Source organism: Pseudomonas sp. NBRC 100443 (assembly GCF_030268185.1).
Lineage (GTDB): Bacteria > Pseudomonadota > Gammaproteobacteria > Pseudomonadales > Pseudomonadaceae > Pseudomonas > Pseudomonas citronellolis.
This window is the reverse complement of record NZ_BSQE01000010.1, coordinates 69,428-85,736: the sequence shown is the minus strand read 5'-3', so window position 1 is coordinate 85,736 and position 16,309 is coordinate 69,428. Positions and strand designations below refer to the sequence as shown.

The window sequence follows — 16,309 nt, the reverse complement described above, 5'->3', positions numbered from 1 at the left end:
AGCCCTGGAATGCATAGCCCCAGCCCTGAGAATGCCGGGCGTTGGACGCGCCCCAAACGTAACGTGGCAGTTGCCTTGCTCAAACAGCAGTCGAGCGCTTGTCTTCGTGGTGCATCCGCCGGCCTTGCCTCTATGCCGGCAGAAGCCCGGTTGCCCTGTAGCTCGTGATCAACGTATCGAAAAGACTTAAGTCGAAACGCCCACGTGCCATCAGCTGCGCTCCTGTGATTGCAGCATAGATGGCCTGCGCGCGTTCTTTCGCGATATTCGGATTGACAATCCCGGCGCTCGCCAAAACCTTAGCCAGCCATGTGATATGCACATCAGAGAATGTTCGAACTTCTTGCCTCACATTCTCGGGAAGGTCATCGTATTCAGCCGTCATGAAACTGCACAGGCAGATGCGGTTGTCGTTCTCCAGCGCCTTCCTGAACATATCGGGATATCTGCGCAAGCAATCTGTGGGGTCCGGAAACCGATTCAACAGTTCTTCCAATTGCGTCGCCGAATTGTTCCAGTATCGTCTGGCAACTGCAGCAGCAAGAGCCGCCTTGCTCGGGAAATGATGGTAAAGACTTGCAGGTTTGACACCGACTTCTTCGGCCAAGCGGCGAACGCTCAAGCCACCGTAACCGTGCGCCTGGGCGATTCGTGTTGCAATGGACAAGATCTTGTCACTGGAGTTCGTGTTTCTCTGACTCTCCACAGCCGTTGCCTTCGATTTGTTTGAGGATGTTCCGCGGCGGCATTTTTATTATTCAAACACCCGGTTGCAATGATCGTCGAACGGCCTATCTGCGAGCAAATGCGGGTTGGCTCTTTACGCTGGGGCGCATTTTCATCCTTTCGTACCATGCCAAGAGTGCCGTGCATTCGGCTGGTACTGTCAAGTCGACAATATCAGCGAATACCAGTCCGGCGATGACCGTAATGTCGGCCATGGAGAACGCGTCGCCGGCAACATAAGCTTGCTTGCGAAGCAAGTCGTCGAAATAATGCATGCCACGCAAGGCCTTGTCACGCTGCCTGAACCCCCATTCCGGGTTCTGGTATCGCTCCACCAGCGGACCCAGGCCCGGCGTCCCATGGTGGAAGTAAACACTGATGGCGTCGAGCAACTCGAGTTCGGCACGTTTGCTCATCATGTGAATCATCCCCTTCTCAAGCGCAGTGGAGCCCGTCAAGACAGGCTCCCCGACGAGCGTATCGAGATACTCTGTGATGGCAGTGCACTCGGCAATGCAAGTTCCATCCGCAAGCTCAAGTACCGGAACCGTGCCAGAGTAGTTTTTCCCCGCAATGAATTCTGGATCCTTGTGTTCCCCTTTACGCAGATCGACCATCACGAATTCCACGCGCGACTGGAGGCTCTTTTCCGCCAGAGCGATCCGGACACGGGTCGGATAGGGTCCTTTGGGGAAGTCATAGATCTTCATTGCTGGCTCACCATCAACCGCCATTGCAACAGTATTCATTTAAGGGCTCTCCACGCGACGATTTCGTATCAATGAGGTAGCAATTTCATGCTACCTAACGATCGTTAGGTGGAATGCTATTGGGTAGCAATGCCAATGTCAACTGTGCTTTGCCGTCGCAACTGCCGCTCAAGCCATGCAATCGTTTGCGCTCCTCCGTGATACCTCATTCGCTTCCGACCGCTGGGTTGCATGCTTGCGTGACCACGCGTACCAGGATGAGGGAGCGTCAACAAGATTGTGCGCATCACAAACGAAGCCTTGAAGTCCGTTGCCGCGGCTGTTGCTGGACTCTGGCGGCGCACCCTTGGCGAGGAGGGCTCAAGCGCGATCTCATCCAGCGCAGTCTGCTGCCGGAGATGGTGGAGTCGGCGTTGGCGATGGGGCATTGCAACAACGTCGATGTGTTAACTGCCGGCATCGGCCCCTGGATGACGACTGCATCCACATCGGCAACGCCGATTGAGCGCGTAATCGCCCTTGGCGTCACGATGACTCCCATAATGCTTATTGCTACCTTTTGATAGCGTTTCAACTCATCGTCAAATATTCTGCTATGAAATCAAGGAACGCGCGCACTTTGGCGGACGACACCTCGCTGCGCTCCAGGTAGGTCGCGTAGATGTCAGCGTTGGGTAGCTTCCAGTCACCCAGCAATGGGATCAGTTCGCCCCGGGCCAGGTAGGGCGCGATTTCCCACGCTGAGCGGATGGCGATGCCATGGCCGTCCAGCGTCCAGCGCAGCACGGCGTTGCCATCGTTGCTCGATAGCACACTGTCGACTTTGACCGTCTCCGTGGACTTTCCGCGACGGAAATGCCAAGCGCCGTAGGCCGCATCGTTTTCCCGAACGATCAAGCAGGCGTGACGCACCAAATCATGCGGAACGGCCGGTCTGCCGTTCCGGGCGACATAGGCCGGCGAGGCGCATACAAGGCGGTGATTGCGCTGCAGCAACCTTGCGTTGATCCGGGTGCTGGGAGGATCGCCGAAGCGGATGCCGATGTCATAGCCGTGTTCGCGCAGGTTCAAGGGCTGGTCGGTCAATTGCAGTTGCACCCGTATGGCGGGATAGCGGGCAACGAACGCCGAAATGGCCGGTGCCACCCGTACACGACCGAAACCGTATGAGGCATTGACACGGAGCAGTCCGGCCGGTTCGGCATGGCCGCGGATCAGCACTTGCTCAAGTTCCTGCAATTCCCCGAGCAGGCGTGATCCCTCGGCCAGGTAGCGTTCGCCCTCCGGCGTGAGTGTCAGGCGTCGTGTCGTGCGATGGGTCAGGCGCACGCCGAGCCGCTTTTCCAAATGCGCCAGGCGCTTGCTGACCGCTGGCGGGGTGACGCCAAGTTCGCGCGCGGCCGCAGCCAAGCTGCGATGGCGCGCCACTAGGGTGAAAAGGCGGATGTCGGAGAACTCGGACATGATGCTCCAATTCGTTCTTATAAGTTATTAATTGAATAAATATAATTCAATAACGCCGTTCTGATGCAGGAATAGAATGGCCGTCGGAACATGGAGGCAAGGGATGTTCGAAGGCTTTTCCGACGTATCCGCCACGGTCGATGGCATCAAGATTCATGCGTTGATGGCCGGCGCCGGGCCGGCGCTGCTTCTGCTGCATGGACACCCTCAGACACACGCGATCTGGCACAAGGTGGCTCCGACGCTGGCGCGGCAATTCACGATTGTCGTTGCGGACCTGCGCGGCTATGGCGACAGCGGGAAGCCGCCAGGCGAGCCAGACCACGCCAACTATGCCAAGCGTCGGATGGCCTTGGACCAAGTGCGATTAATGCAGGCGCTGGGCCTGCCGACGTTCGCGGTGATCGGTCATGACCGGGGTGGTCGGGTCGCGGCGCGGATGGCGCTGGATCATCCAGATGTGGTATCCCGCCTGGTCACGCTGGATGTGGCACCCACGCTGGCGATGTACCAGCAGACCTCATTCGAATTCGCGCGCGCCTACTGGCACTGGTTCTTCCTCGTGCGACCGTCGCCTTTCCCAGAGACGTTGATCCGGGCCGACCCGGATCTCTACCTGAAGCAGACCATGGGAGCCCGCAGTGCCGGCCTGAAGCCTTTCGCGCCGGAGGCCTATGCTGCCTATCTGCGTTGCCTGTCCGATCCGGCAACCGCACATGGCATCTGCGAGGACTACCGTGCCTCGGTAGGTATCGACCTCGAACACGATCAGGCCGATCTTGCCGCGGGCAAGCAGATCCAATGTCCCTTCCTGGCATTGTGGGGACGCGATGGCGTGATCGAACGGTGCTTCGACCCTCTGGCCGAGTGGCGCCGCTGGAATCCCGGCGTAAAGGGTATGGCGCTGCCCTGCGGCCACTACATCCCGGAGGAAGCACCCGAGGTGTTGCTCGATCACGTCCTCGCCTTCCTGCCTTCATGAATGTCCTCGAGCCTGCCCATGCCAGCGACGACGCTTTACCGAAAACTGGTCGATTCGCACACCGTCGAACGCCTGGATGTCGACAACGTGCTGCTATATGTCGACCTGCACATCATGAACGAATACACCAGCCCACAAGCTTTTGCAGGACTGGCGCAACGTGGATTGCGGGTGCGGCGCCCACACCAGCAAATGGGCGTGGTCGATCACGTCATCCCCACGCGCCCGGTGCCGATCGCGGCGCGTACGATCGACATCGCCCCCGCCGCACGGCAAGCGGCGAACTTTGCCGCCAACTGCGCTGAGCAGGGGATCGAGCTGTTCGACGTGCGTGATCCGATGCAAGGAATCGAGCATGTCGTCGCGCCGGAACTTGGCCTGATCCGTCCCGGCATGGTCGTGTTGTGCGGCGACAGCCATACCACGACCTACGGTGCCCTCGGGGCACTCGGGTTCGGGATCGGCACGTCGGAAGTGGAGCATGTGCTTGCCACGCAGACTCTGGTGTATCGCGTGGCCAAGGACATGCGAATCCAAGTCGATGGTCGACTGCCTCTGGGGACGACGTCCAAGGACCTGATCTTGCACATCATCGCCAAGATCGGAGCACAAGGCGCGCGTGGCTATGCGGTCGAGTATGTCGGCGAAGCTATCGCCGCACTGTCCGCCGAGGCGCGCATGACCTTGTGCAACATGACCGTGGAAGCCGGTGCCCGCGCGGCGCTGATCGCGCCTGACGCGATCACATCCGACTACGTGTCCGAGCGGATCTGCGATATGGACGACGCTGCGCTGGCGGCCGCGCACACGGCATGGAAGCAACTCCGCACGGACGCATCGGCGCGTTTCGATGCCGAGCATCGATTCGATGCTTCCGAGGTCGCTCCCTATGTCACCTGGGGTACCAGTCCCGACCAGGCGGTGCCGGTAGACGGCACCGTGCCGCCGTTGAGCGATGCCGCGGGTGACATCGAGAGGGCGACTTGGCGTAAGGCACTGGATTACATCGGCTTGGCGCCCGGCACGCCGATCGAAGGTATTCCGATCGACCGCGTGTTCATCGGTTCGTGTACCAACGCCCGCATCGAAGACCTGCGCGAGGCAGCTCGGGTGGTGCGGGGGCGCAAGGTTGCCCCGGGCGTGCGGGCGATGGTGGTGCCTGGCTCCGGGCTGGTCCGTGACCAGGCCGAACGCGAAGGGACCGCACAGGTGCTGGTCGAGGCGGGATTCGAATGGCGGCAACCGGGCTGTTCGATGTGCCTGGCGATGAACGACGACGTACTCGCGCCGGGCGAGCGGTGCGCCTCCACGACCAATCGCAACTTCGAGGGCCGTCAGGGCCGCGGCAGCCGCACGCATCTGATGAGTCCGGCCATGGCTGCCGCTGCCGCGATTGCCGGACGCATCGTGGACATTCGCAAGGAGTCCCGCGCATGAGCGAAACGCACCGCATCGCAGGCGTGGCGGCGCCATTGCCAATCGGCAACCTGGACACCGATCAGATCATGCCCAAGCAGTTCCTGCTGGGGATCGACAAGAGCGGACTGGCAGACGGACTGCTACATGACCTGCGTTTCGACGCCGAAGGGCGGCTTCGCCCGGACTTCGTGCTCAACCGTCCGGAATATCGCGGCGCGCGCATTCTGTTGGGCGGGGCGAACTTCGGCTGCGGATCGAGCCGGGAGCACGCGGTATGGGGATTGCAGCAGGCCGGGTTTGATGCGGTCGTCGCGCCGAGTTACGGAGAGATCTTCTATTTCAATGCGATGAACAATCGCCTGCTGCTTGTCACCTTGCCGCCGGAGCAGGTCCAGGTGTTGATGGACAGCGTGGCGCATGGCCAGGACAAGCGCTTGACCATCGACTTGGGGGAGCAAATCGTTTCCACTCCGCAGGGCGATGAATATCCCTTCGATTTGCAACCCAGGCAGAAGCGGATGCTGATCGATGGATTGGACATGATCGCCATGACCTTGCGCGATGCAGCAGCCATCGACCGGTTCGAAGCTGAGCATTGGCAGGTACGTCCCTGGTGCCGTGTCGATATCGCCAGGACGCGGGCAAGAAAACGCGGTGCGGGCTTGAATTCCGTACGCAGCCAAGGACAGGCCTTGTCCTCCGAAAAGGAAAGGTAGCGATGAACATGGCGATCATGGGGAACGGATGGTTAACGTTCAGCCACTGCCTGCTTGCGGCGGCTGGGCGATGTGTATTTCACGACAGGGACACGGAACCCCCTACCGAGATGCGGCCGTGTCGGATTCGCTGATGAAGTTCATCGGCGTCTTGCCGAGCCGCCGTTTGAACATGGTGGAAAACGCGCTGGGGCTGTCGTAGCCCAGATCCAGCGCCACCTGCGTGACGGACTGCCCAGCCGATAGCCGGGGCAGCGCCGCCAGCAGGCAGGCTTGCTGCCGCCATGCCCCGAAACTCATGCCCGTCTGCTGGTGAAAGAACCGGGTGAAAGTGCGCAGGCTCTTGTGCAGCCGTTGCGCCCACATCTGCGGCGTGGCCTGAATGCTGGGCGACTTCAGGAACGCCTTGCACAGCCGTGCAAGCTGGCGGTCTTGGGGGATCGGCGCGAACAGGGGCATCGTCTGCGTCTGGCGCACTTCGTGCAGCAGCAACTGCGCCAGCGCACCGTCGCGCCCGTCCTCGTCGTACAGCGCGGGCATGTCCGCCGAGGCCAGCAGCAACTGGTGCAGCAGAGGGGAGATGACCAGCGCCTCGCAGTGATCTGCCGGGCGCGGCGCGGCAGCCGGCTCGATGTAGAGGCTGCGCGTACTCACACCCTGCATCCGCACGCGGTGGGGTTTGCCGGCGGGAATCCACACGCCGCTGTACGGTGGAATGGTCCATGCGCCATCGTCCGTTTCCACTTCCATCACCCCGCTCATGCCGTACAGCACCTGGGCGCGCCGGTGCGTATGGGTGTCGAGCAAGGTGCCCGGCGGGTAATCGGTGCCGATGGCCAGCACGGGGCGCGCCACGGCATCCACGGAGTCCAGCGGTATGTTGCGCATGGCAATGGATGGCCTAAACAAAAGGATTATTGACCAATCAGCGAGAGACAGCCAATTCGGCGCACCCTATCGTGAAGTTTCGTCCTCTCACGATGCGGTTTCCGCCATGTACTTCCTGCTTTTGTTCTTTGGTTTCCTCGCCGGGATAACGACCGTGCTGTTCGGCTTCGGCGGTGGCTTCGTCGTCGTGCCCGTGCTGTATTCCGTGCTCCTGGCTACGCATGGCGGCAGCGCCGTGGGCGACGCCGCCATGCACGTGGCCGTTGCCACGTCCACCTGCGTGATGATCTTCGGTGCGGGGCTGGCGACGATGCGCCATCACAAAGCTGGCACGGTGCCGTGGGATCAGGTGCGCCCGCTACTGGGCTACATCGCCGTGGGCGCAATACCGGGCGCGGCTGCCGCATTGGCATTGAGCGGGGACTGGGTACGCTGGGCCTTCATCTTCTACCTGGGGTTGACGATCCTCGACAGCATCCTGCGGCCGGGCTTCACCCAGGAAACGGCCGCGCGGATTCGTCCATGGGGACGGTGGATGACCGCTGCCGCAGGCACGGCGATTGGTGCGATCGCCGCCTTCCTGGGCGTGGGCGGCAGCGTGATGACCGTGCCGCTGATGCGCCGCCGCGGCGCCAGCATGACCGCTGCGACAGCAGCGGCCAACCCACTGTCGCTGCCAATGGCCGTGGTCGGCTCGGCGACTTATGCGCTGCTGGCGTGGAACGATGCACCGCTGGGTGCATGGCACGCGGGTTACATCGACTTGCGCGCTTGCGCGGTCTTGGCGGTTGGTTCATGGCTGGGTATCCGGGCCACATCGAGGTGGATTGGCCGGATTCCCGATACCATTCACGCCAAGGCATACATCACGCTGCTGTGCGTCGTTCTGCTGGTGATGCTGGTGGCTTAGTCTTCTCTGCCTCTAGCTGTGATCTCTCAGTAGGTTGTTCATCCGGGGCATCTCTGGAAGATGGGGGTTACGAAGCCAAACCAGCCCCCAGGAGCCCCGGATGAACAACCTACTGAGAGATCACAACTAGTCCACAATGCAGGTCAACGATCTGATCGTTGGCCTCATCGCCCACGAGCTCAAAGCGTTCCCGGCCAGCAAAGGGCAGTACGGGTACGTCTATGCGCTCAACGCCTCCCGCAACCGTGTGGTCTGCCGCGGCATTCCTTCCGCCGAGGACATCCAGTAGGACTGGGGACATCGTCTAGGCTCAAGTCGCAACAACCAGATACGTGGCCGTTGTCATCGCCGATATCAATCTCGGCCAGCAATCAAGCCACATCGGCGTCCGATGTGAACAGCTTGGGCCACGGGGCCGGATCGGCCCATACCCATCCACTGCACACAGTCAGCTCATGGCACGCGCGTAGGTCCGGATCAGCGAGTCGGGGCAGACAAGGATGGTGAAAACGGGGCGAGGTGGTCTCCGCTTTGTTTGTCGCGTCGAGGACTGGTTTCGGTTCGACTGCCACCGGATTGGCTTCCCTCCGGTGTTGTCCCATGGACTCTTGCGCTGTTCCTCATGCCGCTCGCGCTCGCCCAGCATGGATTGCTACGGCCATCGCCATTCTGGCGTTGGCCACTCGCGCCGCCGCTTCGGAAGTCTGGGTCGTTACCGACTCGCATCATCCGGTCCTTGGCCAGGCTGACCGACACCTCATCCTGGACGCGGCCGCGGTGCTCGAAGCGGAGCTGGCCGCCAACCTGCCCACCGATCCTGAGCGCGCCAGCGCCATCGTCCAGCAACGCCTGAAATTGGGCGGTACAGACCTGCAGCGAAGGATCGGCACCGCCTACCAGGGTATTGCCGATGCCTGGAGCCTTGGCGTCACCAAGATTCCCGCCATCGTGGTGGATCGCCGATACGTGGTCTATGGCGAGACGGACGTGGCCCGTGCGGTAGCCCGCATCGACCAATACCGGAGGACGCAGCCATGACGAGGCGTCCGTTCGCGCCATCCCGGCGCCAGCGGCTCGCCGTCGCAGCGCTGCTGCTGGGGTGTTCCGCATCGTCCTTTGCACTGAACACCGCCACCATCGTGGCCTCCACCCTGTCGCCGGATTGCCTGGAATACCGCGTCACCGGCATCTGCTATTGGCTCTATTGCACCTGGACGGGATGCACCGTACGCACCTCGGTCAAGGTGCGCCACTACATCCCGGATGCCGTGGTGTCGAGCTACTCGAACACCGGCGAGAACCCTTGGGTCGAGGTGCGGGCGATGAGCCTGCCGAACCCGACCGCGAAGGCCGGTGGCGACGGCACCACCAACGAGGATCACGAGAACAACCTGGCGAAGTTCAAGAACGCCGACGTCATCGGCCATCCCGGTGGCCATGTGTTCAGCCAGTTCGCCAGCGCCTTCGGCTACACCTGCGAGGGCGCCGGCACCGCCTTCATGCCCTATCTGCTGAGCACGCTCGACACGCTGGCATGGCGCTACAACATCCCCGAGGCGCTGTATCCGGAAGCACTGATTCCCGGGCGGCGCGAGATCGGCACGCGCACGGGCCTGAATCTCTGGGGCAACGTCTATCCGCGCGGCGGCTTCCTGCACCAGGTGGATGACCACAAGGCCGCGGCCGTGGTTGCCCAGCGCGCGGGTGACATCGTGACGCGCCGCAACCAGATTCACGTGTACCAGCCCTTGCTCGCCAGTTCGCGCGATGGCTACTGGCCGGCCGCCGCCCTGATGGAAACCGATGCCGCCACGGGCAAGTGGCAGGAGCTGACCCCCACACTGTCCAGCAGTTGCGCGGTATTCCCCCACGGCAATGCCAAGGCGCAGGCCCGGCAAGGCGACTACGCCTGGGCATTGTGGCGTCCCTATAGCTGCTGCCAGCGCCGCGGCCAGGTGTTCCTCGGCAGCGTCGATTTCCTGTGAGGCCCGATGCCATGACGACTCCACCGCCGAGCGCCCGTCGATTTCTTTGCGTCGCATTGGCCGTTGCGGCAATGTGCTGCTCCGGCGCCGGGGCGCAGACCAGCGTCAACGAGTACGGCGTCCAGCATCAGGGCAGCGTGATCGGCGACGACGTGCTCTACAGCATTGGGGGCGGCCGCGCGGTATCCATGAGCGGTGCGGCCAACATGCACTCCATCGGTGTTGGCGTCGGCTGGAACAGCAACCTGATCTGTGGCGACATGAGCATCACCACCACGCTGCAGAACCAGTTGAACGGCATCACCAACGGCTTCCAGGCCATCATGTCCTCGGTGATCCAGAACGCCACCGCTGCCGTGGCGTCGCTGCCCGCCTTGATCATCCAGCGCGCCGATCCAGGGCTGTACAACCTGCTGACGAATGGGGTGCTGCAAGCCAGGCTGGATTTCGATCGCAGCAAGCTGACCTGCCGCGCCATCGCCAACCGCATGGCCGACATGGCAGGTGGGCAACTCGGCTGGGACCAGCTCGCCGAAGGCATGGCGCTGAAGCAGACCGTCGCGAGCACCGATGCGGTCTCGGCCATCGACGACGCCGAGGCGAACCGTGGCAACAATGGCGTTCCGTGGGTCGGCGGAGACAACGCCGGTGGTGCGGGCCAACCTCCGGTGCGTGTGGTCGGCGACGTGACCCGCGCCGGCTACAACCTGCTCAATGGCCGTGGCGTCGGCGATGCCAGTTCGATTCCGCAAGCCAGTTGCGGCGGCAACCTGGCCTGCCAGACCTGGAGTTCGCCCGATGCCGCCGCGGCCTGGGCCATTCGCGTGCTAGGCGAGCAGGAACAGCGCACCTGCGATGCATGCACCAAGACCGTCACCACGTCGGGCGTTGGCCTGACCCCGCTGATCCAGGAGGAATACGAGGACAAGCTGCAGGCCCTGCAGGAACTGGTCGCCGGCAGCCGTCCAACCACGGCGCAGAACCTGCTGGCTGCGAGCAGCGCGTCGCTGCCCATCACCCGTGGCGTGGTCGAGGCGCTGCGCGACGAGACGGACCAGGACATCCTGGCTCGGCGCCTGGCCTCGGAGGTCGCGCTGGCCAGCGTGCTGGAGAAGGCGCTGCTGCTGCAACGCACGCTGCTGACCGGGCGCAAGGAGCCCAACGTGGCCGCCAACGAACTGGCCCAGAAGGCCGTCACCCACGAAAGCGACATCCTCGACCGCGAGATTCACAACCTGAAGACCGAACTGGAACTGCGCCGCGAACTGGCCAGCAACTCGCCGATGGCGATCATCCAGCGCCACAGCACCCGCGCCGCCGGTGCGCGTGGCATCTACGAGGGCGACCCGGTACGCAATCGGGTCGATGAACTGCAGCGGCCGCCGTCCGGCGGAAGCCATCCATGAATGCCGTGGTGCGGTGCCTGCGCTGGCTGTCCCGCCGGCGTGCCATCCTGGTGCTGGCATGGGCGGTGTCGCTGCTCATCGCCGCAACCGCCGTCAATGTGGTCGGCATCCGCATCGCGGGTGGCGTCGAGGGCTGGCAGCGATGGATGGCGGCGCAATCCGGGGCCTTCCTGGCCTGGCGCTTGTTGCTCTACGCCGTCACCGCCTGGGGTTGGCTCTGGATGCGCCGTCGCCTGCGCGCGCGGGAACCGGAGCGCGCTGCCGGGCAGCGGCTGTTGCGCGCGGAGGTTGCGGCCATCGTCGCCGTGATCGTGCTGGAAGCCAGCCTGCTGATGCAGGCACGGTAGCGCGGGGTTCGCCATGACGCTGTTCACGACCGACTACCTGGAGTATTACCTGACGCTGGTGTCCTGGGTGGTCCACAACGGCATCTGGTCGGTGCTGGTCGCCAGCGGCATGTTCGCCGTCCCGTTCCTGGCGATCGTCATCCAGGAATGGTTGAAAGCCCGCGCGGAAGGCGCGGACGAGGGCAACAAGGGGGTGCTGTCCTCGGCCCGCATCGAGAACCGCGTCTTCGTCGCCATCGTGGTGATCCTGTTCGCGGGCGTTCCCTTCATCGACGTCGATCTCAATACCATCAAGTACGACCGTTCGCGTTCGACCCAATGCCAAGTGAATGTCCCGGAGCCGACCGATACGGGCTGGTTGCAATCGTTCAGCACGATCAACAACCAGTCGGCCAAGGTGCCGGTGTGGTGGTTCGCCATGCACGCGATCTCGCGCGCGATCACCGGCGCCTCGGTCGCGGCCATTCCCTGCGGCACCGACCTGCGGCAGATCCGCATGGACATCGACGCGACCCGCATCGACGACCCGATGCTGGCCCAGGAGGTCAGCGACTTCACCCGCGACTGCTACGGTCCCGCCCGCGCCAAGCTGTTCATGACCCGGCCCAGCCTGAGCGAGGAGCAGATGCACGACGTCACCTGGATCGGCTCCAGCTACTTCGTCGACACCGCCGGCTTCTACGACAGCTACCGCTCCAGGACACCGCGCAATGCCTGGCCGTTCGACGCCACGCGCGACGCCGGCCTGGCCCAGGTGCCCGGCGGAGGCGGCTACCCGACCTGCCGGCAGTGGTGGTCCGACGGCGGCCACGGCCTGCGGGCACGACTGCTGGCCCAGGTCGACCCCAACCTGCTGGCGCGACTGGCCGGCTGGGCGGGCTTCCTGAGCCAGGCCGAGGTCAACGACTCGGTGATCCGCGCCGTCGCCAGCCCTCGCCAGCAGAAGCTTAACCAGGGGGTGGTCTACACGGACTACGGTGGCCAGATCGACATGACGCTGCCCAACATCGTCACCCGCGCCGCCAGCGACGTGGGGCTGACCGTCGGATCACTGGGCTATTTCCCGGCGATGGACGTGGTGCGGCAGGCACTGCCGATGGTGCTGTCCCTGCTCAAGATGGCGCTGGTCATCTGCATCCCGCTGGTGCTGCTGATCGGCACCTATGACCTCAAGACGGTGGTCACGGTGAGCGTGGTGCAGTTCGCGCTGTTCTTCACCGACTTCTGGTTTCAGCTCGCCCGCTGGATCGACTCGACGATCCTGGATGCGCTCTACGGCTGGGGGTGGGGCTGGAACCGGCCGCACACGAACTTCGATCCGCTGGTGGGCCTCAACAACACCTTCGGCGACATGCTGCTGAACTTCGTGATGGCCACGATGTTTTTGATCTTGCCCACGTTCTGGGTGGCGGCATTGGCCTGGGCTGGTATCCGTGCAGGCAACGTGGTTCAAGGATTGAGTACTGGCACGCGGGATGCCGGACAAGCCGGTGGCAGGGGCGGCGGCTTGATGATCGGTGCGGCCAAGCAGAAATAGCTCCAACCGCCGGTTCAATCGTCTTCGAATCGTGGATCTGGGTCATCGCTGTAGTTGATGGGGTCGTAGGCAAGGCTTTCGCGATGATCCAGCTCTTCGGCCTTGCGTCCGAGGAAATCATCGTCACCTTGCGGCGCTTGCTCCGCCATCCTGGCTGCCACAAAGAGAGCGACCAGCATCAGCGCCACCCAGAATGCGACGTACAGCAACACCCCGAGGATCGCCAGCTTGACCACCCAGATCAGCACCCTTGCACCGCCTGCCGGCAGTCCCTGCGCCATCAGCCATCGATGCACTCGACGCTCCGCGCGCAGGTAACCACCCCATACGCTGCCCAGCCAGCGGCCGAGTCGCGCTGCGGTGGTCATGCCTGCGGTGTGCTTCATGGTTGGCTACCTCATGGTCGTTCCACGGTCGTTGGGCAAGGCCGTGCCGGTTTCCTTCATGCCTGCCGCGCCGCGAATGCTTCGGCGGTCATGATCAGGCCGGGAAAGTCCTCTCGCATGGCGAGAATGTCCGCATCGCCCGTGATCAATGCATCCGCCTTGCCGACATGCGCGAGCACCAGGAACACCTGGTCCTTCTCGTCGCGGCAGACCGGCAGGTCTGGCCATGGCGCTGGCAGTTCCACCACATCGGCGTAGGGCAGGAAGTCCGCCATCAACTCCTGCTGTTCCAAGTTCGACAGCTTGAACTTGGGATAGGCCAGAACGCGCAGCAGTTCACTGGCCGTCTCCCGGCAGACTAGCGGCTGCAACTGCTGTTGCTGCCAGGCATGGCGTATCCAGGCAAGGCGTCCTGCATTGAAGATCAACGCCGACAGCACGATGTTGGTATCGAGCACGACCCTGCGCATCAGCGCCGCGCCCAGGCCACGGCATCCTCGACGTCCTGCTCGGTGATCCCGAGTTGCTCCAGCTTTTCGCGCACGGCCTGGGCCTTCTGGACCCGCACCGGCGTCAGGATGATCCGGCCGCCCTCGACAGTCACGTCGAAGTACTCCGCTGCATCCACGCCGGATACGGCCGCCTTGGGCAGCGTGATCTGGTTTTTCGAAGTGAGCTTGGCAAGCATGGGATGCCTCCGTCAGTTACAAAGGAAATCTTACTTCCTTACTTCATTCTCGACAAGCATGCCGTCGGGCGCAGGGGTTTCAGGGCCTGCTGCGCTTTCAGCGCCGGTTGAAGCGGCCTGATCCGGTGAAAACACAGTGCCTGTTCCGATCCCGATCCTGGAGCGCATGGGCTCCGCATTGATTGCGGCATACGAAGCCAACTGCCCCTATACCGAAGGGCTTGTCGAAGGCCAAAGGGCTGGGGAAGGGGCAAGGGAATGGCCTCAACGGGAAAGGCCCCTACCCGAAAGGCCAAAAGGCTCCTCCGGCCAGCCCATCACCAGGATGTCGCCATGCTTTCGCTGTTCCAGCGCAAACGGGTGCCGCTGGCCACCGCTGCCGCGCCGCCTCCCGCCGAGCCTGCCAAAGGGCTGACCCGGCCGCAGTCGGCCGCATCGTTGCTGGCAGAGCCACGCCGGCAGCGACTGCTGGAACACATCTGGCAGCGCACCTCGCTGTCGCGTCGGCAGTTCCGCTTGCTGTACCTGGCGCCGCTGGAGCGCTACGCCGAGCTGGTCCAGCAGTTCCCGGCCTCGGAGGCGCATCACCATGCCTGGCCGGGCGGCATGCTGGACCACGGCCTGGAGATCGTGGCCTACGCGCTCAAGCTGAGGCAGTCCCACTTGCTCCCGGCCGGAGCCCCGCCCGAGGTCCAGGCCTCGCAAGCCGAGGCTTGGACCGCCGGGACCGCCTACGCCGCGCTGCTGCACGACATTGGCAAGATCGCGGTCGACCTGCACGTCGAGCAGGCCGATGGCGTGGTCTGGCACCCCTGGCATGGGCCGCTGCGGCAGCCGTACCGCTTTCGTTACCGGACGGATCGCGAGTACCGGCTGCATGGCGCCGCCACGGGGCTGCTCTACACCCGTGTGCTCGATGCCGGCATCCTCGACTGGCTGAGCGACTACCAAGACCTATGGTCGGCGCTGCTGTACGTGCTGGCGGGCCAGTACGAGCATGCCGGCACGCTGGGCGAGTTGGTCGTCAAGGCCGACCAGGCATCGGTGGCGCTGGCGCTCGGCGGTGATCCGGCCAGGGCGATGGCGGCGCCGAAGCATGCGTTGCAGCGCAAGCTGCTGGATGGCCTGCGCTACCTGCTGCGCGAGGAATTCAAGCTGAACCAGCCCGGCGGCCCGTCGGATGGATGGCTGACCCAGGACGCACTCTGGCTCGTCAGCAAGACGGTCAGCGACAAGCTGCGCGCGCACCTCCTGTCGCAGGGCATCGAAGGCATTCCATCGAACAACACTGCCGTCTTCACGGTACTCCAGGACCATGGCATCGTGCAGCCCGCCCCGGATGGGAAGGCGATCTGGCGGGCGACCGTCACGAGCGGCACAGGCTGGTCGCACAGCTTTACCTTCCTGCGCCTGTCGCCGGCCTTGATCTGGGAGTCGGGAGAGCGTCCCACATCGTTCGCTGGCACGGTCACGACGGAAGAGCCCCTCCCTGGCGAAGATGACGCGTCGACCCCCTCCGGTATCCCGGCCACCTCACCGTCCCCTGGGGTAGCGGATTGCCCGGCAGGGATCGCGGACCCGGTCTCCGATCTGCTGTCGATGCTCGATGCGTCCGACGCAGCCACCACCAGTGCATCGTCCGCCAGCGCGGAACCGCCATCACCATCCACCGCCGCACCTGCGACAGTGACCCATTTGGCGCCGACCAGTCCTGCCACCATGCCGGCTCCCGCGAAGGCCACGCCGTTCGGGGAAGCCTTCATCGCCTGGCTCAGGCAAGGCATCGAGTCGCGCAAGCTCATCATCAACGACGCGAAGGCACTGGTGCATACCGTCGATGGCACGGCGTACCTGGTCAGCCCCGGTGTTTTCCAGCGCTACGCGCAGGAACATCCGGAGATCCAGGTGCTGGCCCGGCAGGACAATCTGCACGACTGGCAATGGGTGCAGAAGCGCTTCGAGAAGCTGGGACTGCACCGCAAACAGGACAGCGGCCTGAACATCTGGACCTGCGAAGTCACCGGGCCGCGCAAGTCGCGGCGGTTGCACGGCTATCTGTTGATGGCGCCTTCGGCATTGTTCGCGGAAGTCCCGCCGGACAACCCCTACCTGTCCCTGGTGCGTGGCTAAGAGTCTCCTCGCTAC

General features: G+C 63.5%; 18 protein-coding genes. 11 read left to right on the top strand and 7 right to left on the bottom strand.

Features of this window, described 5'->3' with window-relative positions; translation table 11 throughout:
- Positions 1 to 130: 130 nt before the first annotated feature.
- From QSJ95_RS15145 to QSJ95_RS15135, 3 genes are all read right to left on the bottom strand, one after another.
- Entirely contained in the window at positions 131 to 667 is a 537-nt protein-coding gene (locus tag QSJ95_RS15145; protein ID WP_254209403.1) for a TetR/AcrR family transcriptional regulator, read from the bottom strand.
- Between the two features lie 124 nt (positions 668 to 791).
- On the bottom strand, positions 792 to 1,436 hold the full coding sequence (locus QSJ95_RS15140; protein WP_085964374.1) for a glutathione S-transferase: 645 nt from the start codon (positions 1,434 to 1,436) through the stop codon (positions 792 to 794).
- Positions 1,437 to 2,006: 570 nt separating this feature from the next.
- Positions 2,007 to 2,900, bottom strand: a complete 894-nt coding sequence (locus QSJ95_RS15135) for a LysR family transcriptional regulator (protein WP_285643374.1) — start codon at positions 2,898 to 2,900, stop codon at positions 2,007 to 2,009.
- A gap of 103 nt (positions 2,901 to 3,003) precedes the next feature.
- On the opposite strand from QSJ95_RS15135, the gene QSJ95_RS15130 reads away from it, so the two are divergent.
- From QSJ95_RS15130 to leuD, 3 genes are read left to right on the top strand one after another with little or no spacing between them, the layout of a single operon-like run.
- On the top strand, positions 3,004 to 3,882 hold the full coding sequence (locus QSJ95_RS15130) for an alpha/beta fold hydrolase (protein WP_012492794.1): 879 nt from the start codon (positions 3,004 to 3,006) through the stop codon (positions 3,880 to 3,882).
- Between the two features lie 18 nt (positions 3,883 to 3,900).
- Positions 3,901 to 5,319: a 3-isopropylmalate dehydratase large subunit gene (gene leuC, locus QSJ95_RS15125; RefSeq protein WP_285643373.1), complete on the top strand. Its 1,419-nt coding sequence runs from the start codon at positions 3,901 to 3,903 to the stop codon at positions 5,317 to 5,319.
- On the top strand, positions 5,316 to 6,017 hold the full coding sequence (leuD, locus tag QSJ95_RS15120) for a 3-isopropylmalate dehydratase small subunit (RefSeq protein WP_227675704.1): 702 nt from the start codon (positions 5,316 to 5,318) through the stop codon (positions 6,015 to 6,017). Before leuC ends, leuD begins: the two co-directional genes overlap by 4 nt.
- Positions 6,018 to 6,119: 102 nt before the next feature.
- Here leuD and QSJ95_RS15115 read toward each other — a convergent pair whose 3' ends face one another.
- A complete protein-coding gene (locus QSJ95_RS15115) occupies positions 6,120 to 6,905 on the bottom strand; it encodes an AraC family transcriptional regulator (RefSeq protein ID WP_285643372.1) in 786 nt (261 codons plus the stop codon).
- Between the two features lie 106 nt (positions 6,906 to 7,011).
- Here QSJ95_RS15115 and QSJ95_RS15110 point away from each other — a divergent pair, with 106 nt between their 5' ends.
- From QSJ95_RS15110 to QSJ95_RS15080, 7 genes are all read left to right on the top strand, one after another.
- Positions 7,012 to 7,815 carry a sulfite exporter TauE/SafE family protein gene (locus QSJ95_RS15110; protein WP_027350552.1) on the top strand — a complete coding sequence of 268 codons (804 nt, stop codon included), beginning with the start codon at positions 7,012 to 7,014 and terminating at the stop codon, positions 7,813 to 7,815.
- A gap of 136 nt (positions 7,816 to 7,951) precedes the next feature.
- Complete coding sequence (locus tag QSJ95_RS15105) at positions 7,952 to 8,104, top strand: hypothetical protein (RefSeq protein WP_285643371.1); 153 nt, start codon at positions 7,952 to 7,954, stop codon at positions 8,102 to 8,104.
- Between the two features lie 311 nt (positions 8,105 to 8,415).
- Positions 8,416 to 8,853, top strand: coding sequence for a TIGR03757 family integrating conjugative element protein (locus tag QSJ95_RS15100; RefSeq protein ID WP_285643369.1), 438 nt, complete (start codon positions 8,416 to 8,418; stop codon positions 8,851 to 8,853).
- Positions 8,850 to 9,800, top strand: coding sequence for a TIGR03756 family integrating conjugative element protein (locus QSJ95_RS15095; protein ID WP_285643367.1), 951 nt, complete (start codon positions 8,850 to 8,852; stop codon positions 9,798 to 9,800). Before QSJ95_RS15100 ends, QSJ95_RS15095 begins: the two co-directional genes overlap by 4 nt.
- 11 nt (positions 9,801 to 9,811) lie before the next feature.
- Complete coding sequence (locus QSJ95_RS15090) at positions 9,812 to 11,206, top strand: integrating conjugative element protein (RefSeq protein ID WP_502945274.1); 1,395 nt, start codon at positions 9,812 to 9,814, stop codon at positions 11,204 to 11,206.
- Complete coding sequence (locus QSJ95_RS15085; protein ID WP_285643363.1) at positions 11,203 to 11,553, top strand: hypothetical protein; 351 nt, start codon at positions 11,203 to 11,205, stop codon at positions 11,551 to 11,553. The genes QSJ95_RS15090 and QSJ95_RS15085 overlap by 4 nt, the downstream gene beginning before the upstream one ends.
- Before the next feature lie 13 nt (positions 11,554 to 11,566).
- On the top strand, positions 11,567 to 13,090 hold the full coding sequence (locus QSJ95_RS15080) for a conjugal transfer protein TraG N-terminal domain-containing protein (RefSeq protein WP_285643361.1): 1,524 nt from the start codon (positions 11,567 to 11,569) through the stop codon (positions 13,088 to 13,090).
- Between the two features lie 14 nt (positions 13,091 to 13,104).
- Here QSJ95_RS15080 and QSJ95_RS15075 read toward each other — a convergent pair whose 3' ends face one another.
- Genes QSJ95_RS15075 through QSJ95_RS15065 form a run of 3 tightly spaced genes read right to left on the bottom strand, consistent with a single transcriptional unit; the run spans position 13,105 to position 14,164 of the window.
- Positions 13,105 to 13,476: a DUF3742 family protein gene (locus tag QSJ95_RS15075; protein ID WP_285643359.1), complete on the bottom strand. Its 372-nt coding sequence runs from the start codon at positions 13,474 to 13,476 to the stop codon at positions 13,105 to 13,107.
- 56 nt (positions 13,477 to 13,532) lie between these two features.
- Positions 13,533 to 13,946: a putative toxin-antitoxin system toxin component, PIN family gene (locus QSJ95_RS15070; protein WP_285643357.1), complete on the bottom strand. Its 414-nt coding sequence runs from the start codon at positions 13,944 to 13,946 to the stop codon at positions 13,533 to 13,535.
- Complete coding sequence (locus QSJ95_RS15065) at positions 13,946 to 14,164, bottom strand: AbrB/MazE/SpoVT family DNA-binding domain-containing protein (protein ID WP_009618101.1); 219 nt, start codon at positions 14,162 to 14,164, stop codon at positions 13,946 to 13,948. The genes QSJ95_RS15070 and QSJ95_RS15065 overlap by 1 nt, the downstream gene beginning before the upstream one ends.
- A gap of 333 nt (positions 14,165 to 14,497) precedes the next feature.
- On the opposite strand from QSJ95_RS15065, the gene mobH reads away from it, so the two are divergent.
- On the top strand, positions 14,498 to 16,294 hold the full coding sequence (gene mobH, locus QSJ95_RS15060) for a MobH family relaxase (RefSeq protein ID WP_285643350.1): 1,797 nt from the start codon (positions 14,498 to 14,500) through the stop codon (positions 16,292 to 16,294).
- Positions 16,295 to 16,309 lie beyond the last annotated feature (15 nt).

What these genes read in the sequence shown, in the direction of transcription:
- QSJ95_RS15110 (WP_027350552.1), top strand. Translation starts at nt 7,012, where the DNA reads ATGTACTTCCTGCTTTTGTTCTTTGGTTTCCTCGCCGGGATAACGACC.
- QSJ95_RS15135 (WP_285643374.1), bottom strand. Translation starts at nt 2,900, where the DNA reads ATGTCCGAGTTCTCCGACATCCGCCTTTTCACCCTAGTGGCGCGCCAT.
- QSJ95_RS15130 (WP_012492794.1), top strand. Translation starts at nt 3,004, where the DNA reads ATGTTCGAAGGCTTTTCCGACGTATCCGCCACGGTCGATGGCATCAAG.
- QSJ95_RS15105 (WP_285643371.1), top strand. Translation starts at nt 7,952, where the DNA reads ATGCAGGTCAACGATCTGATCGTTGGCCTCATCGCCCACGAGCTCAAA.
- QSJ95_RS15065 (WP_009618101.1), bottom strand. Translation starts at nt 14,164, where the DNA reads ATGCTTGCCAAGCTCACTTCGAAAAACCAGATCACGCTGCCCAAGGCG.
- leuD (WP_227675704.1), top strand. Translation starts at nt 5,316, where the DNA reads ATGAGCGAAACGCACCGCATCGCAGGCGTGGCGGCGCCATTGCCAATC.
- QSJ95_RS15090 (WP_502945274.1), top strand. Translation starts at nt 9,812, where the DNA reads ATGACGACTCCACCGCCGAGCGCCCGTCGATTTCTTTGCGTCGCATTG.
- QSJ95_RS15085 (WP_285643363.1), top strand. Translation starts at nt 11,203, where the DNA reads ATGAATGCCGTGGTGCGGTGCCTGCGCTGGCTGTCCCGCCGGCGTGCC.
- QSJ95_RS15100 (WP_285643369.1), top strand. Translation starts at nt 8,416, where the DNA reads ATGGACTCTTGCGCTGTTCCTCATGCCGCTCGCGCTCGCCCAGCATGG.
- QSJ95_RS15140 (WP_085964374.1), bottom strand. Translation starts at nt 1,436, where the DNA reads ATGAAGATCTATGACTTCCCCAAAGGACCCTATCCGACCCGTGTCCGG.
- mobH (WP_285643350.1), top strand. Translation starts at nt 14,498, where the DNA reads ATGCTTTCGCTGTTCCAGCGCAAACGGGTGCCGCTGGCCACCGCTGCC.
- QSJ95_RS15115 (WP_285643372.1), bottom strand. Translation starts at nt 6,905, where the DNA reads ATGCGCAACATACCGCTGGACTCCGTGGATGCCGTGGCGCGCCCCGTG.
- QSJ95_RS15070 (WP_285643357.1), bottom strand. Translation starts at nt 13,946, where the DNA reads ATGCGCAGGGTCGTGCTCGATACCAACATCGTGCTGTCGGCGTTGATC.
- QSJ95_RS15080 (WP_285643361.1), top strand. Translation starts at nt 11,567, where the DNA reads ATGACGCTGTTCACGACCGACTACCTGGAGTATTACCTGACGCTGGTG.
- leuC (WP_285643373.1), top strand. Translation starts at nt 3,901, where the DNA reads ATGCCAGCGACGACGCTTTACCGAAAACTGGTCGATTCGCACACCGTC.
- QSJ95_RS15075 (WP_285643359.1), bottom strand. Translation starts at nt 13,476, where the DNA reads ATGAAGCACACCGCAGGCATGACCACCGCAGCGCGACTCGGCCGCTGG.
- QSJ95_RS15095 (WP_285643367.1), top strand. Translation starts at nt 8,850, where the DNA reads ATGACGAGGCGTCCGTTCGCGCCATCCCGGCGCCAGCGGCTCGCCGTC.